11 protein-coding genes are annotated in these 14,724 nt (G+C 72.8%); 4 read left to right on the forward strand and 7 right to left on the reverse strand.

All coding sequences use genetic code 11. The annotated features are described in order from the left end of the window. Nucleotides 1-23 precede the first annotated feature (23 nt). The 3 genes from EUA93_RS16320 to EUA93_RS16330 form a co-directional block, all read right to left on the reverse strand. Nucleotides 24-3,023: an AAA family ATPase gene (locus tag EUA93_RS16320; RefSeq protein ID WP_129401381.1), complete on the reverse strand. Its 3,000-nt coding sequence runs from the start codon at nucleotides 3,021-3,023 to the stop codon at nucleotides 24-26. Beyond that, nucleotides 3,020-4,186 (reverse strand): exonuclease SbcCD subunit D, encoded by a 1,167-nt coding sequence (locus EUA93_RS16325; RefSeq protein ID WP_129401382.1) that lies wholly within the window; start codon nucleotides 4,184-4,186, stop codon nucleotides 3,020-3,022. Before EUA93_RS16325 ends, EUA93_RS16320 begins: the two co-directional genes overlap by 4 nt. A 121-nt stretch (nucleotides 4,187-4,307) precedes the next feature. Next, complete coding sequence (locus tag EUA93_RS16330; protein ID WP_129401383.1) at nucleotides 4,308-5,135, reverse strand: formate dehydrogenase accessory sulfurtransferase FdhD; 828 nt, start codon at nucleotides 5,133-5,135, stop codon at nucleotides 4,308-4,310. 171 nt (nucleotides 5,136-5,306) lie between these two features. Between EUA93_RS16330 and EUA93_RS21645 the strand changes: the two genes are divergently transcribed. Next, the gene (locus EUA93_RS21645; RefSeq protein WP_165355196.1) at nucleotides 5,307-5,447 is read left to right on the forward strand and encodes a hypothetical protein; all 141 of its coding nucleotides are present in this window, start codon (nucleotides 5,307-5,309) and stop codon (nucleotides 5,445-5,447) included. A gap of 77 nt (nucleotides 5,448-5,524) precedes the next feature. On the opposite strand, the gene EUA93_RS22255 is transcribed toward EUA93_RS21645, so the two are convergent. Then, on the reverse strand, nucleotides 5,525-7,561 hold the full coding sequence (locus tag EUA93_RS22255; protein ID WP_129401384.1) for an MSCRAMM family protein: 2,037 nt from the start codon (nucleotides 7,559-7,561) through the stop codon (nucleotides 5,525-5,527). A gap of 74 nt (nucleotides 7,562-7,635) precedes the next feature. On the opposite strand from EUA93_RS22255, the gene EUA93_RS16340 reads away from it, so the two are divergent. Further along, on the forward strand, nucleotides 7,636-8,130 hold the full coding sequence (locus EUA93_RS16340; RefSeq protein WP_129401385.1) for an OsmC family protein: 495 nt from the start codon (nucleotides 7,636-7,638) through the stop codon (nucleotides 8,128-8,130). Between the two features lie 26 nt (nucleotides 8,131-8,156). Here EUA93_RS16340 and EUA93_RS16345 read toward each other — a convergent pair whose 3' ends face one another. Genes EUA93_RS16345 through EUA93_RS16355 form a run of 3 tightly spaced genes read right to left on the reverse strand, consistent with a single transcriptional unit; the run spans nucleotide 8,157 to nucleotide 11,549 of the window. Next, nucleotides 8,157-8,909 (reverse strand): peptidylprolyl isomerase, encoded by a 753-nt coding sequence (locus EUA93_RS16345; RefSeq protein ID WP_129401386.1) that lies wholly within the window; start codon nucleotides 8,907-8,909, stop codon nucleotides 8,157-8,159. 25 nt (nucleotides 8,910-8,934) lie between these two features. Beyond that, the gene (locus tag EUA93_RS16350) at nucleotides 8,935-9,786 is read right to left on the reverse strand and encodes an aldo/keto reductase (protein ID WP_129401387.1); all 852 of its coding nucleotides are present in this window, start codon (nucleotides 9,784-9,786) and stop codon (nucleotides 8,935-8,937) included. A 32-nt stretch (nucleotides 9,787-9,818) separates the two neighbouring features. Next, a complete protein-coding gene (locus tag EUA93_RS16355) occupies nucleotides 9,819-11,549 on the reverse strand; it encodes a cation:proton antiporter (RefSeq protein WP_420819080.1) in 1,731 nt (576 codons plus the stop codon). A 93-nt stretch (nucleotides 11,550-11,642) separates the two neighbouring features. Here EUA93_RS16355 and EUA93_RS16360 point away from each other — a divergent pair, with 93 nt between their 5' ends. Both EUA93_RS16360 and EUA93_RS16365 read left to right on the forward strand, forming a co-directional pair. Beyond that, nucleotides 11,643-13,298, forward strand: a complete 1,656-nt coding sequence (locus EUA93_RS16360) for a carboxypeptidase regulatory-like domain-containing protein (protein ID WP_165355197.1) — start codon at nucleotides 11,643-11,645, stop codon at nucleotides 13,296-13,298. 530 nt (nucleotides 13,299-13,828) lie between these two features. Further along, nucleotides 13,829-14,722, forward strand: coding sequence for a peptidoglycan DD-metalloendopeptidase family protein (locus EUA93_RS16365; protein WP_129401390.1), 894 nt, complete (start codon nucleotides 13,829-13,831; stop codon nucleotides 14,720-14,722). Nucleotides 14,723-14,724 lie beyond the last annotated feature (2 nt).

A 14,724-nucleotide genomic window follows, 5' to 3' on the forward strand; every position in this document is an offset into this window, starting at 1 on the left:
GGAACGAACCTACCGAAGGATCCTCAGCCGGTCCGGAGGGACACCCGGCTTCCCTGGCGTCCGCGGTGGACCCGCAGCTGGGTGGGGATCCGGGTCTGGAGCTCGGGCACGTGGCTGACCACCCCGACCACGCGCCCGCCGTCGCGGAGGGTGTCGAGGGTGTCCATGACGTCCTCGAGGGTCTCCGCGTCGAGCGAGCCGAACCCCTCGTCGACGAACAACGTGTCGAGGTCGGCGCCGCCCGCCTCCTGCGTGATGACGTCGGCGAGGCCGAGTGCGAGCGCGAGCGAGACGACGAACGTCTCGCCCCCCGACAGCGTCGCCGGGTCGCGGCTGTCGCCGGTCCAGTCGTCGCGGACGAGGAGGCTCAGGCCACCGCGCTGCTCGCCGGCTCCACGCTGGCCGGTGTGGACGAGGGAGTAGCGCTGGTCGCTCATCGTCGACAGCCGCAGGTTGGCCGCCTCGACGACCTGGGTGAGCCGGTGGGCCAGGACATAGGCCGAGAGGCGCATCTGGAGGCGGTTGTCGGGGTGCTTGCCCTCCACGAGCGAGGAGAGGTCGGCGACGAGGTCGAGGTCGGCGCGCACGGGCTCCCACGCGACCAGGGCGTCGTCGACCTCGACGGCCAGGGCCGTGAGTCGTCGGGCCCGCTCGGCGAGGCGGGAGTGCGCCAGGCGGGCCGACGCGGCCCGCTCCCGCGCGTCGCGGTGCGCCTGGTCGAGGGCTCCGAGGTCGGGCTGCGACGACTCGGCTGCCCGGGCGAGCGCGTCGTCGGCGAGCACCTCCTCGACGCGGCCGAGGTCACGCTCGTGCTGCGCCACCTCCTCGAGCAGCAGCTCGACCCGCGACTCGTCGAGCCAGGCCGCCGCGGCGTCGGCCGACGTGGCGAACCCGGACGCGAGGGCGACCTCGTCGGCCGCCTCCCGGGTGCGGACAGCGGCTTCGCGGGCGCGGCCGAGGTCGGCCATGAGCTCGGCGCAGCGTCCGGCGAGGTGCTCCACCTGCTGGTGGAAGGAGGTCAGCGCGTCGAGGTCACCGTGCTCGCCGGCGACGGCGGCGACCTGGGTGTGCAGGTCGGTGAGCCGGGCACCGAGCACGGCGACGGTGGTGTCGTGCCCGCTGATGGATGCGACGAGGCCGGAGCGCTCCGCACTGCGGCTGGTCAGCTCGGCCCGCAGGACGGACCTCTGGTCCTCGAGGTCCTGGAGGGCGGCCGCGTCGGCGCGCGCCTCCGTGAGCTCCTGGTCGAGGCGCACCTGGTGCGCGAGGAGTGTCTCGAGAGCGTCACCGGACTCCGCGAGCGCGGTCGCCAGCTGGGTCTCGAGCCCGCGCACCTGCTGGCCGTGCGCCTCCACCACGACCTCGAGGTCGTCGACCACCCGACGTGCCGAGCGCTCCGCGGCCTCGTCGGGGGCACCGGGGGCCGGTGCTGCAGGGTGGGGGTGCTCGGCCGAGCCGCAGACCGGGCAGCTCGCTCCGACGGCGAGCTTGCCGGCGATCTCGGCCGCCATCCCGTCGAGCCGCAGCTCGCGGATCTCCACGAGGGACTCGCGGGCGACCAGCCTGGTCTCCGTGGCGTCGGCGAGCAGCTGCCGCGCGCTGGCGACCTCGTCCTCGAGACTCGCTGCGGTCCGGGCCGCGGCCACTCGTGCGCCGGCCAGCCGCAGCTCCCGGTCGATGGCGGTCGTGCGGGTGACGGCGTCGCGCGCGCGGTCGAGCAACGGGTCCAGGGCGTCGATCTCGTCGGGCAGTCGGGCGAGGGCGGCGTCGACGCGCGCGAGCTCGGCCACGGCACTCTCGCGAGCGGATCGTGCGTCGTCGAGGTCTCGGGAGACGCCGGCCGCCTCGGCTCGCAGCGGCCGGACCCTGGCCAGGTCCGTCAGGGCGCCGGCGGCACTGCGCAACAGGTCGGCGACGGAGGCCTGGTCGAGGAGGGGGGCGTCGTGCCCGTGATCGGCGAGCAGGCGCTCGAGCCGGGAGCGTGCAGCGGCGTCGGCCTCGGCGAGCCGGTCGACAGCACCACCGGCGTCAAGGGCGAGGTCGTGGAGCGGCCTGACGGCGGCGGCCCGGCGGGCGGCGTCGACGCGGGACCTGCGCTCGACGTGGGACGGCGCGGCCTCCTCCAGCGCGGCGCGCTCGCGCAGCGCTGCGTCGCGGGCGGCGTGCAGGCGGGCCAGCTCGTGCCCGGCCGTCGCGAGTCCGGCCGCGACGAGCTCGGACTCCGCGGCGAACCCGACCTCGACGAGCGCGGCCGCGGCCGTCTCGTCGGTCGCTCCTACGGACGACACGGTCCAGTCGTGCAGGGACGCCGGACGGGTCGTCCAGTCGTCGGGCGGGGACCCGCCGGCGACCTCGCTCACGCGACTCGCGAGATCGGCGATCGTGCGCTGGTGCGCCTCGGACTCGCGTCGCAGCGCGACGCGCCGGTCGCGCAGCCACCGCTCGGCGCGGTCGAAGCGCGCGGTCTGGAAGACCTGTTGCAGCAGGGCGTGACGATCCTCCGATCGGGCACGCAGGAACGCCTGGAACCGGCCCTGCGGCAGGAGGGCGACCTGGCAGAACTGGGGCAGCGTCATCCCCACCAGCCGGGTGACGAGGTGCCCGGTCTCGTCCAGGCGGGTGCTGAGCGGCACCCACTCCGGCGCACCCGGGTCGCCGGAGCGGCGCTCGGAGATGACGACGCGGGCCTGCTCGGTGGTCGTGCCCGTGCCGCGCTTCTTCGGTCGCGACCACGCGGGGGACCGGTCGATGCGGAAGCGCCGCCCCGACAGGGTCGCCTCAAGCACGACGCGCGGCACGACGTCGGTCGCGGCGTGGTCGGAGCGCAGCCGCTTGGCCGCCGCCCGGTCGCCCGGCACGTCGCCGTAGAGGGCGAAGCACACCGCGTCGAGGACGCTCGACTTGCCGGCACCGGTCGGACCGCTCAGCAGGAACAGCCCCGCGTCGGAGAGCGCGTCGAAGTCGATGGAGACGCGGTCGGCGAACGGCCCGAACGCGGTGACCTCGAGGTGGTGCAGCCTCACGGGCGGCCTCCGGTCACGAGCACGTCGAGGTCGGGGTCGTGGCAGCACGCGTCGATCGCCTGCTGGAGGAGGTCGGACTCCGCGTCGCTCGCGCCCGTGCCACGGACATGGCTCACGAAGTCGAGCGCGATGGAGTGGTCGCTCGTCCCCGGCGCGGGGCGGGCGGGCGTCCCGGGTGCGGTCACCGGAGACGGGAACTGGAGCACGAGGGTGTGGGGGAACCGCTGGCGCAGCTGCTCCATGGCGCGCACCGGGCGCCGGGCGTCGGTGAGGGTGACCTGGACCCAGTCGTCCTCGCGGTCCTCCAGGGTCGGGTCGAGCAGCAGGTCGGCGAGGGTGCCGCTGAGGCGCGAGAGCCTCCGCGGGACCGGGGCGTCGACCCAGGTGGCGTCGACGAGGCCGGAGCCGCCGAGGTCGACGAGCCAGGAGCCCTTGGACTGGTCGGCCTCGGAGAACGAGTACGCCAGTGGCGACCCGGAGTAGCGCAGCGCGGGGGCGAGGACGTGGGGACCGTGCAGGTGGCCGAGGGCGGTGTAGTCGATGCCGTCGAAGAGGCTGGTGGCGACGCGGGAGACCCCGCCGACGCTGATGTCGCGCTCGGACTCCGACGGGGTCGCCCCGGCGACGAACGCGTGGGCGAGCACGACCGAGCGGGTGTCGGCGGACCGGCCGGCGAGGTCCGCCCGGACGCGCGCCATGGCCACGGTGAGCGCGGCCTCGTGGCTGCGGCGCCCGAGCTGCCAGGGACCGAGGAGCGCGGACGGATCGAGGTAGGGGAGGGCGTGGATCGCCACCGGGCCGTGGCGGTCGTCCAGCACCACCGGAGTGCCGACCGTGGAGGCGTCGGTGCGGACGAAGACGCCGGCCGCGTCCATCAGGCGCGAGCCGAAGCCGAGGCGCTGGGCGCTGTCGTGGTTGCCGCTGCTCACCACGACCTTCGCGCGTGACGCGGCGAGCCGGGCGAACGCCTCGTCGGCCAGGGCGACCGCGTCGACGTGGGGGAGCGCGCGGTCGTAGACGTCTCCGGACACCACCACGACGTCGACCTGCTCGGACGCGACGACCTCGAGCAGGTGGTCGACGAACGCACCCTGGTGGCCCAGGAGGTCTTCGCGGTGGAAGGACCTTCCCAGGTGCCAGTCGGAGGTGTGGAGGATGCGCACGGCACGACCGTAGGACGCCGCACCGACAGCGCCGGGGCACCGCGCCGTCCGGACCTCGGGACGAGGCCGCCGAACCGGACTAGCCGGGCCAGACGGACCAGACGGACCAACCGGGACTCGATCAGCAGTAGTTGACCGAGCGACCCGGTGAGGTGAACCCCCACAGCTCGATGCCGGCCTCCTGGGCCAGGCGGGCGGCGAGGCTGGTCGGCGCCCCGACCGCGACGATGGAGCCGATCCCGCTGGCCGCGGCCTTCTGGACGAGCTCGAACCCGACCCGACCGCTCAGCACCAGGCAGGCGGCAGCCGGCGCGTCACCGGCCAGCACCCGGGCGCCGACGACCTTGTCGACCGCGTTGTGCCGCCCGACGTCCTCGCGCACGACGAGCAGCGTCCCGTCGGCGTCGGCCAGCCCGGCGGCGTGCACGCCGCCGGTCCTGGTGAAGAGGGTCTGCCGCTCACGCAGCGCGTCAGGGAGGCGTCGTACGACGTCCGCGGACGGGCGCTGACCGCTCCAGGGCGTGGCAGCGCGGGTCTGCAGCGCGTCCGAGACGCTGTCCTTGCCGCACACGCCGCAGGCCGACGACCCGGCGGAGGCGGCGACGTGCCGGTGGGGGAGCTCGGCGGCGCCGCTCACGCCGACCGTGACCACGTTGAACTCCTGCTCGGGGGCGAGGTCCTCGTCGGTGCAGTAGGCGACCTGGGCGATCGCCCCCGGGGCGGCGATGCCCTCGTTGACGAGCCACCCGGCGGCCAGCTCGAAGTCATGCCCGGGCGTGCGCATCGTGACCCAGGCGCGCCGCGGCTCGAGCGGCCCGACCCGCACCCGGATCTCGAGCGGCTCCTCGGTGATGAGCCGGTCCTCGCGGTCGATCCGGTCGCTCCCGCGGTGCTCGGAGACGCGCGTGCGGACCGTCGGTCCGGGGCGGCGCGTGCGCTCGGTCGTCACGGTCCGAAGCCTAGCCCGGGGGACCCTGCGGTGGTGGTCGAGATCACCCCGTCGTGGATGCGGGACGCGGCCTTCTGCGTCCGTAGAATGTAAGAGCCGCGACGGAGCGGCTACCTCTTACCAGAACTCACATCACCAGAGGGCCGGAAGCCCTCGGAAGGACAGATCCCCATGAACCCGCAGCTGCACCTCGCCCTGAGGCTCGTCGACGCACGAGCCCACTCGGACGAGGACCGTGCCCTCCTGCGCAACGTGGAGATCGCCCGCCGTGAGGAGCGCCGAGCCCGTCGCGCTGCGCGTCGCCCCCGCTGACGCAGCGCGACTCCCGCGCCCGATCCCCACATCGGGCGCACGACACCCTGTCAGTCCCCCCGGCTGGCAGGGTGTTCTCACGTCCGGCGGGTGCGGCGACGCGAGAGCGCGAGCAGACCCAGTCCGGACAGGAGCAGGCTCAGGCTCCCCGCGCCGAGCCAGACCGACGGTCCACCGGTGTCCGGGAGGACGCCGCTCCCGCCGCCCCCGCCGCCCGACCCACCGTCCGACCCGCCGCCCGGCCCGTTGCCGTCGTCGGTCGGCGAGGCCGTCGGTGAGCTCGTCGGGGTGCTGGTGGGGCTCGACGTCGGAGTCGACGTCGGAGTCGGGGTGGGAGTCGGGGTCGGGGGAGTGGTGGGCGGTGTCGTCGGCGCGGCGGCTAGCACGAAGTCCTGGCCGCCTCGGATCTCGCCCTCGGCGGTGATCGTCACGGTGTGCGAGGCCGCCGACACGACGGTGCCGGCGGGCGGGCGTACGGTGACGGTCCACGAGCCCGCGACGAGCTGGTCGAGGAAGTACTGGCCGTCGGCGTCGGTCGCGACGACGACCTGGCCGGAGGGTCCGTCGACGACCACCTCGACACCCGCCACGGGTGCACCGCCCTGGGTGACGGTGCCGCCCACGGCTCCGGGCCGTGAGAGGTCGACGTCCTGGCCGGTGAGTCCGCCGGAGGGGACGGTGACCGGACGCGGCGGGGGAGCGGTGTAGCCGGACGGCGCGACCACGCTGAGCACGTAGTCGCCCGGCGGCACGGCGTCGAGGACGTAAGTCCCGTCGCCCTCGGTGGCGACCGTGATCGGGGTGCCGCCGCCTGCCGGGGTGAGCACGACCTGCACGCCGCCGATGCCGACGCCACCTCCGGACACGGCCCCGGACACCGACGGCAGCGCGACGATGGTGAAGTCCTGGCCGACGATGGGCGACGTCGCGACGGTGATGCCCGGGATCGTGGTGCCGCCGGGGCCTGCGGACCAACCGGCCGGCACCGCGATGGAGAGGGAGTAGCCGGCGCCGGTCGCGTTGTCGTCGAACAGGTAGCTCCCGTCGGCAGCCGTCGTCGTCGTGGTGGTGCCGCCACCGGGAGCGGTGAGGGTCACCACGACCCCGGCCACCGGCCCGTCGGCGTCGGTGACGACGCCGCTGATCGGCTGCGGGACGATCTGGCGCACGTCGAAGTCGGCGCGCGAGGCGGGGTCGCCGTCGTTGCCCCGGTTGGAGACCGCGCGCTCGGCCGGTCCGACGATGGCGCACGTGTCGGGGACGTCGAGCCGGACGACGTACCCGGCCTGGGTGGCGTACTCGCCGAAGCTGTAGCTGCCGTCGGCGAGCGGCGTCGTCGTGGCGAGCACGTCGCCGAACGGCGACACGAGGGTCATCGTGGCCTGGGTGGGCGCGCAGGACCCGGTGAGGGAGACGTCGTCGACGGTTCCGCCGATCGGGCGGGCACGGCTGACGAACCACGTCTGGTAGACCGGGAAGCCCGCGCGGCGGGTGAAGGTGAGCGTCAGGCTGGTGAGGCGGATGTCGGGCTCGAACCAGCCGCTCGCGCCGTCGGTGTCGTTCGCGGCCGGGTTGCCGGTCAGGGTCGAGGTGGTCGCGCTCCAGCTGGGCAGGTCGGTGCCGCCCGCGTAGTTGAAGGGCCCGCGGTACCAGCTGTCGACCTCGGCGGCGGACACCGCCGCGCCACCGGCGTCGGTCGCCGTGACGCGGACGGCGTCGGCGTCGACGTCACCGAGCACGAAGGCCCAGCCTGTGTCGGGTGTCGGCGCTGCGAAGGTGTACGTCGTCGTCGACGGCGTCGTGACGGTGTCGGCCTTCGGCCGGAGCAGCAGGTAGGGGCTGCCGCTGCTGGTGCCGTACTTGGCGCCTGGCGGTGTGCCGGGCCCCAGGACCGCGCTGGTGCCGGCGGGGATCGACACCGGCGACCGCGAGTCCGACACCACGGTCGCCTCGGGGAACCCGGGCGAGCGCTGCGTCATCGTCGTGCGGTAGTTGTTGGCCGTGCCCTGGACAGGCGTCCAGGCCGCCCAGCGGTCGGTCAGTGCGAGTGCCGGGGCAGCGACCAGGCCGGCGCACAGCGCCCCGATCGAGACCAGAGCAGTCCTGCGTGACATCCGTGGCTCCCCCCGATGGAAACTTCCCTCGGGACGAGGGTAGACCCCTGAGCGGCTCTGGCAGGGTGGCCCGCATGACGGACGACATCCCCGCTGCCATCCCCGCTGCCATCCCCACCGACTCTCCCGCCGACAGCCCGGCCGACACCCTGCGCAGCGTCGAGCTCTCCCGGATCGGCCCGGCGCGGTTCAAGGCGACCAACGCGCGGGGCGGCGAGACGTTCTTCGGCACCGGGGGAGAGGACCCCGACTTCACGCCCGTCGAGCTGCTGCTGGCCGCGATCGCCGGGTGCAGCGCCCTCGACGTCGAGGCGATCACGCACAAGCACACGAGCAGCACGACGTTCGACGTGCGGGCCGAGGGTCACAAGGTGCGCGACGAGCACGGCAACCACATGACGGGCCTGCGGGTGTCGTTCGCCGTGGACTTCCCGGACGGCCCGGAGGGCGACAAGGCGCGCGACCGGCTCGAGAGGGCGATCGAGATGTCGCGCGACCGCCTCTGCACGGTCTCGCGGACGGTGCAGCTCGGCGAGGAGGTCGTCTACGAGCCCGTCAGCGATCGGTGAGCGACCGGTGAGGACCGGCTAGGGGATCAGCCGACGGTGACCTTCTCGATGCTGACCTCCTTGTTGGGCGTGCCGCCGCCGGCAGGGTTCGAGCCGTCGTTGCCCTCCTTGGCGATCGCGTCGAGCACCCCGAGACCGGCGTCGTCGATCGTGCCGAAGACGGTGTAGCTCGGCGGGAACTGGGAGTCACGGAAGACGAGGAAGAACTGCGAGCCGTTGGTGTCGGCGCCGGCGTTGGCCATCGCGAGCGTGCCGGCCGGGTAGGTCTCGTCGCCGCTGAGCTCGTCGGGGAACGAGTAGCCCGGGCCGCCGGCGCTGGTGCCGGTCGGGTCGCCGCACTGGAGGATCCCGAAGCCCTCCTGGTCGCCGATGCGCGGGCAGACCGTGTCGTCGTAGAAGCCCTGCTCGGCGAGCGAGACGAACGAGTTCACCGTGCACGGCGCCTTGGCGGCGTCGAGGGTCAGGCCGATGTCGCCGAAGCTCGTCGTGATGGTCGCGGTGACGGTGCCCTCGGAGGGTGCGTCGGCGTCCGGGGCGTCGACCTCGCGGGCCGGGTCCTGGCCGTCGGAGGGGTACTCGCACGTGGTGGTCGCACCGGAGCCGGCGTCGGCCGACTCGGACGGAGACTCGGAGGTGGACTCGGAGGCGGACTCCGAGGTGGACCCCGTCGGCGAGGCGCTCGAGGGGTCCGATGCGGTGTCCCCGTCGGCCTCGTTGCCGCAGGCGGAGAGGGCGAGGACGGACAGGCAGGCGGCCACGGTGGCGAGTCGCTTCAGCATGCGGGTGACTCTAGCCAGCGTCGCCTCACATCTCCTCGTGGGTGTCGGGGTCGCCGCCGAAGAGCCGGCCGTCGTCCTCCGCGAGGCCGCTGATGGCCGACATCTCGGCGTCGGTGAGCTCGAAGCCGAAGACGTCGAGGTTCTCGGCCTGCCGGCCGCTGTCGCCGGACTTCGGGATCGGCAGCGTCCCGAGCTGGACGTGCCAGCGCAGGATGACCTGCCCGGGGGAGACGTCGTACGCCGTCGCGGCCGCGGTGACCGCGTCCTCGTCGAGCGGCGCGCGGCGCTTGCCCATCGGGCTCCACGCCTCGGTGCGGATCCCGAGGCGCTCGTGCACCTCGCGCATGTGGTCCTGCGGGAAGCGGGGGTGCAGCTCGACCTGGTTGACCGCCGGCACGACCCCCGTGTCGTCGATGATGCGGGTGAGGTGCTCCTCGGTGAAGTTCGAGACGCCGATCGAGCGGACGAGGCCGTCCCTCTGGAGCTGCACGAGCGCGCGCCACGCCTCGACGTACTTCCCCTGCGAGGGGTTGGGCCAGTGGATGAGGTGGAGGTCGGTGCGCTCGACCCCGAGCCGGCCCAGAGACTCGCGCACCGACGCGACGGCGTCGTCGTACGCGTGGTGGCGGCCGGGGATCTTGCTGGCCACGAGGATCTCGTCGCGGGGCACGCCCGACCGGCGGATCGCCTCGCCGACCTCGGTCTCGTTCTCGTAGTTCACGGCCGTGTCGATGAGGCGGTAGCCGACCTCGATCGCGCTGACGATGGCGGCGGTCCCGTCCTCGTCGCGCAGGGGATAGGTGCCGAGGCCGATCGCCGGGATCGTGGTGCCGTCGTTGAGGTCGTAGGTGGGGGCCTGGGCCGGGGTGCTCGCCATGGCTCCACCGTAGGAGGCCCGGCAAGCACCCGTCAGGTGGGCGGTGCGCCCCGCTCCATCCGCAGCTCCTGGGCGTCGATCATGGACGAGGCCAGGGTGAGCGCACCGGTGCTGTAGGCGCCGATCGCGCGCTCCTCGTGCAGCGCGTCACGCATCAGCGAGATGAACTCACGGTGCAGGAGCATCTGCTGCGTGGCGTGCGTCAGCTCGTCCGGTGTGGCGTCGGCGCGTCGCTCCTCGATGCGGTCGAGCCACGACAGCGACTGCTCGGCGACGGCAGGATCGATCTTCTGGCCGTCGATGACGATCGCGTCGAGGGGGCCGAGCGCCGTCACCGCGGTGCTGGTGATGTCGCCGAACAGGTCGACCACCTCGTCGCGCTGCTTGGTCGGGTCGGTGCCCGTCACGCCCAGCCAGCGGATGAGGAGGGGCAGGGTGCCGCCGTAGAGGAGGAGGGAGGCGACGGCGACGACGAAGGCGACCGTGATGAGCAGCGTGCGCTCCTCGACCTCGGGGCCGATCGTCAGCGCGGCGGCGAGCGTGACCACACCGCGCATCCCCGCCCACGACAGCACCGCTCCGCCGCGGGCCGTGATCGGCTCGCTCTCCTGGTAGTCGACGTCGGCCTTGCCGCGCTGGACGCGTCGGCGGTACATGGAGAGGCGCTGCTGGCCGCGCTCGCTCTCGGTCCGCCGCCCACCCTCCTCGGTCATCGTGTCCACGCGGGTGCTGATCTGGTCGAGGCGCTCGCGCATCGCGTCGAGCCTGGGCTGCTGGCGTCGCGCGCTGAGGACCTGCACGCCCACGAAGCCGACGCGCAGCACGAGCAGCAGGACGAAGACGACGGCCGAGACACCGAGCACCTCCGGCACCGTGCTGTTGGACTCGTCGAGGTCGCGCAGCAGGGCCTCGAGCTGCAGGCCCATCAGGAGGAAGACGCCGTTCTCGACGAGGAACTGCAGCGTGAGCCAGTTGGTCCGCTCGGTCAGCCGCTCGCGTGCGCTGAACTTCCGGGCACCGTGGTGGCCGGTCACCAGGCCCGCCACGACGACGGCGACCACTCCCGACGCCTCCGCCTCCTCGGCCGGGAGGAACGCCAGGAACGGCACGATGAAGCTGACCGCCGTCATGAGGACGGGGTCGTCGAGCTTGCTGCGCAGCCACACCGTCGCGTGGCCGACCACGAAGCCGATGACGATGGCCAGCACGACCGCCCTGGCGAAGTCGAAGACCGCGTCGCCGAGGCTGAAGCCGGCGGTGATCGCGAGCAGCGCGGTGCGCAGCACCACCAGCGCGGACGCGTCGTTGACCAGGCTCTCTCCCTCCAGCACCGTCATGAGCCGGTGGGGGAGCCCCAGTCGCTTGCCGATCGCGGTCGCGGCGACGGCGTCGGTGGGGCTGACGACGGCGCCGAGCGCGACTCCGGCGGCGAACGACACGTCAGGGGCGATCAGGTGGACGACGGCGCCCACGGCGAGCGCTGAGACGATGACCAGGGTCACCGAGAGCCACGTGATCATGCCGAAGCTGCGCCGCAGGTCGACCACCGGCACCTGCACCGCCGTGGCGTACAGCAGCGGCGGCAGCGCTCCGATCAGGATCCAGTCGGGCTCGAGCTCGAAGTCCGGCGTCGCCGGGATGACGCTGAAGACGATGCCGACGACCAGCAGGACGAGGGGAGTGGCGATGCCGGTGCGGCGGGAGAGGACCGCTGCGACGACGATGGCCATGAGCGCGGCGATGGCGAGGGTGAGCAGCTCCACGGGCATCAGGGTAGGCGTGATCCTGCCCACCCGATGAGGTGGTTCGCGGCCAAAGGGCCACGCGGGCGCGGGCGGAGACATAGCGTCCGCACCGTGAAGCCCTCCCTGCGCGCGCGCGCCGTCGTCCTGCTCCTCCTCGGGCTGCTGGGGCCGCTGCTGGTGGTGGCGCCTGCCCAGGCGGCACCCGCACCAGGTGCGGGTGCAGGGACGACGACCGGGAGGATCACCGGGACTGTCACCGGGACGGACGGTGCACTGTCGGGCGACGTCACCGTGCAGGCCTACGCTCGCACCGGCTCCACGTGGACGGACGTGAGCGGTTGGGTGTCGCTCAACCCCGGATCGACCGGTCACTACAGCGTCGCCCTGCCCGCCGGCGAGTACAAGATCCGGTTCTCCAGCTACTCGACCTACAACACGGAGTACTTCGACGACTCGCCGGACCTGGCCGGTGCCCGGGTGCTGACCGTCGTTGCGGGCGGGACCGTCGCCGGCGTGGATGCCGAGCTGACCCTGGCCAGTCGTGTCGCCGGCACGGTGACCGACCCGGCCGGTGGCCCGGTCGCGAGCGCGTACGTCGCGGCCCAGACGCGGTCGACCGAGCCCGGGCACCCATGGCGGGAGGTCAAGGGCGTCTATACCCGCACGGACGGCACCTACGACCTCGGCGTCCCGGCCGGCACCTACCGCCTGCGGTTCATGCCCGGCGAAGGCGCACCGCTGGCGCCCCAGTTCTACGGGGACGCCGCGACCGCAGACACCTCCCAGGACGTCGTCGTGGGTGTGGACGACGCCATCTACGGCTTCGACGCGCAGCTCGCGGCCGAGGGAACGGTCTCGGGCACCGTCACCGACGAGGCCGGAGCGCCCCTGGAGAACGCCGAGGTGCAGCTCGACCTCCTCGTGGGCAGCACCTGGGTGAGCGGGGGAGGCGCGAAGACGGACGAGCACGGTGCCTACACCGCGCACCGGCTGCGGCGAGGGACCTATCGGGCACTGATCCTCGGCAGCGACTTCGGCGAGTACTGGCCGAACCAGGGGAGGGAGGAGGACGCCGGCAGGATCGAGGTCGTCGCCGGCGCGGCAGTCACCGGCATCGACGCCCAGCTCATCGACCAGGAGCACGACGAGAAGGCGCTCCTGGTCCGTACGGACCCCACCATCAGCGGCGCGCCGGCTGTGGGCAGCGTCCTGACCGCCGACCCCGGCGTGTGGACCCCGACGGACGTGACGTTGTCCTACCAGTGGGTGCGCGGCCGTGACGACATCCCCGGAGCCACCTCGTCCACCTACACCCTGACCGCGGCAGACGTCGGGTCCTACGTGACCGTCGACGTGGTCGCCTCCCACCCGGGTTACCGGGACTACTTCTTCCACTCCTTCTGGATCGAGGCCATCGGCCCGGTCGTCGCCCCGCCCACCCCGGTCGTGACACCCGGGGTGCCCGCCCCGGCCCCCGTGCCTGCGACCGCTCCGGTCATCACCTTCTCGAAGAAGATCGGCATCACCGGAGCCCGCAAGGTCGGCTCGACCCTCAGGCTGAAGAACTCCAGTGCGCTGGTGACCCGGTCCGCGGTGACCTACCGGATCCAGTGGTACGCCGGCTCCCGCAAGATCACGAAGGCGACGGGGTCAAGGCTCAAGGTGACGAACGCGCTCCGCGGCAAGTCGATCTCCGTGAGGGTCGCAGCGACCTCCGGTGCCACCACGACGTCGATCACCGTCAAGGCGGGCCTCATCAGGGGATAGCGGGTCGCTTCTCCGCCCGGGCGAGAAGAACGGTATCTGACATAATGTCAGTTATCGGCGATATATCCGCGCTCACGAAACCTCTTCTCGCACACGTGTCCGTGATGTTGCCCCTACCGACGGACTGCGAGGGCCACGTCTCGGACACGTGTGGTTCTCGATCCCGTTGAGCGCGTAGAACACGACGACGGCGAGCCATCCGAGAGGCTTGTTGCCGTCGATCGCGGCCGCTTCGGAAGTCCCACGTCGCGCACCGGGGCGACCGCGAGGTTCCTCGACAAGACCCAGCAGGTCCTCGAGCGTCAGGAAGTCCGTCACTCGCCGAGGCGGCCCAGCACGTCGGCGTAGCGCTCGCGCGCCTGGTCCGATGTCGTGCGCACGGAGTCCCCGATAGCACTCCTGTGCGTCCGTGGAAAGAGTCCGATTCCGGGGATGCCGCGGTCCGGCGCGCGTGAGGATCGTCTCAAGAGGTCGCACCGCGGCCGGAGCTCCATCTCGGAACTCTCGGAACTCTCGCATCGGAGGGCCTCATGCCCCACCACATGCACAGCCATGCCCGGCGCCTCGTCGTCGTGCTCAGTGCGCTGCTCATGGCAGCGCTCGCATCACTCACGGCGCTCAGCGCCAACGCCGCCACCGTCACGTCGGTGTCGTTCGGCCGGGTCAAGCCCGGCGCCGGCATCACCCAGGGCTACAGCAGTGGCCACAGCGGCATCGACTTCGCCGGCGGCCAGGCGGCCGCACTGGCCAGTGCGAGCGGGTACGTCGTCGCGCTCCGCTCGTCGCAGGCCGGCGGCAACACCGTCTCGTCGACCTACAGCGGCTACGTCCCCTCCCAGGCCTCCGGTGGCTGCTGGGGCAACTACGTCGGAATCCTGCACGGTGGCAACAGCGCCGGCACGCCCGTCATCAGCTGGTACGGCCACCTCGCCTCCACCAACCTCATCCTCGGCCAGTCGGTCAGCATCGGTCAGACGGTCGGCACGGCCGGTCAGTCGTCGTACACCTCGTGCGGGGTGAGCGGGGTGCACCTCCACTACTCCGTGACGGTCGGCGCGAGGGCCTTCGTCAACCCGACGCCCTACTACGGCACCGCGGACGGCAACAAGACCGTCTCCATGCAGTGGCAGTGGGTTCCGCCGACGAGCGCGGTGCAGGCGAGCATCCAGCAGAAGCTGACCGACAAGGGCTACTACACAGGCCCGGTCAACGGCATCTGGGGACCCGCGTCGGTCCAGGCCGTCCAGGCCGTCGTCCGCGACCGCGCCGGCTACACCGGCAGCGTCAACGGCATCCCCGGTCCGGGAACGGCCACGGCCGTGCAGAACTTCGCCAAGGCCCGCGGCGGGTACACCGGGCCGATCAACGCGGTGCCCGGTGCCAACACGTGGAGCGCGTTCCTCACGGGGCTCAACGGCATCTGATC

It is taken from the genome of Nocardioides oleivorans (assembly GCF_004137255.1).
Taxonomy (GTDB): Bacteria; Actinomycetota; Actinomycetes; order Propionibacteriales; family Nocardioidaceae; genus Nocardioides; species Nocardioides oleivorans.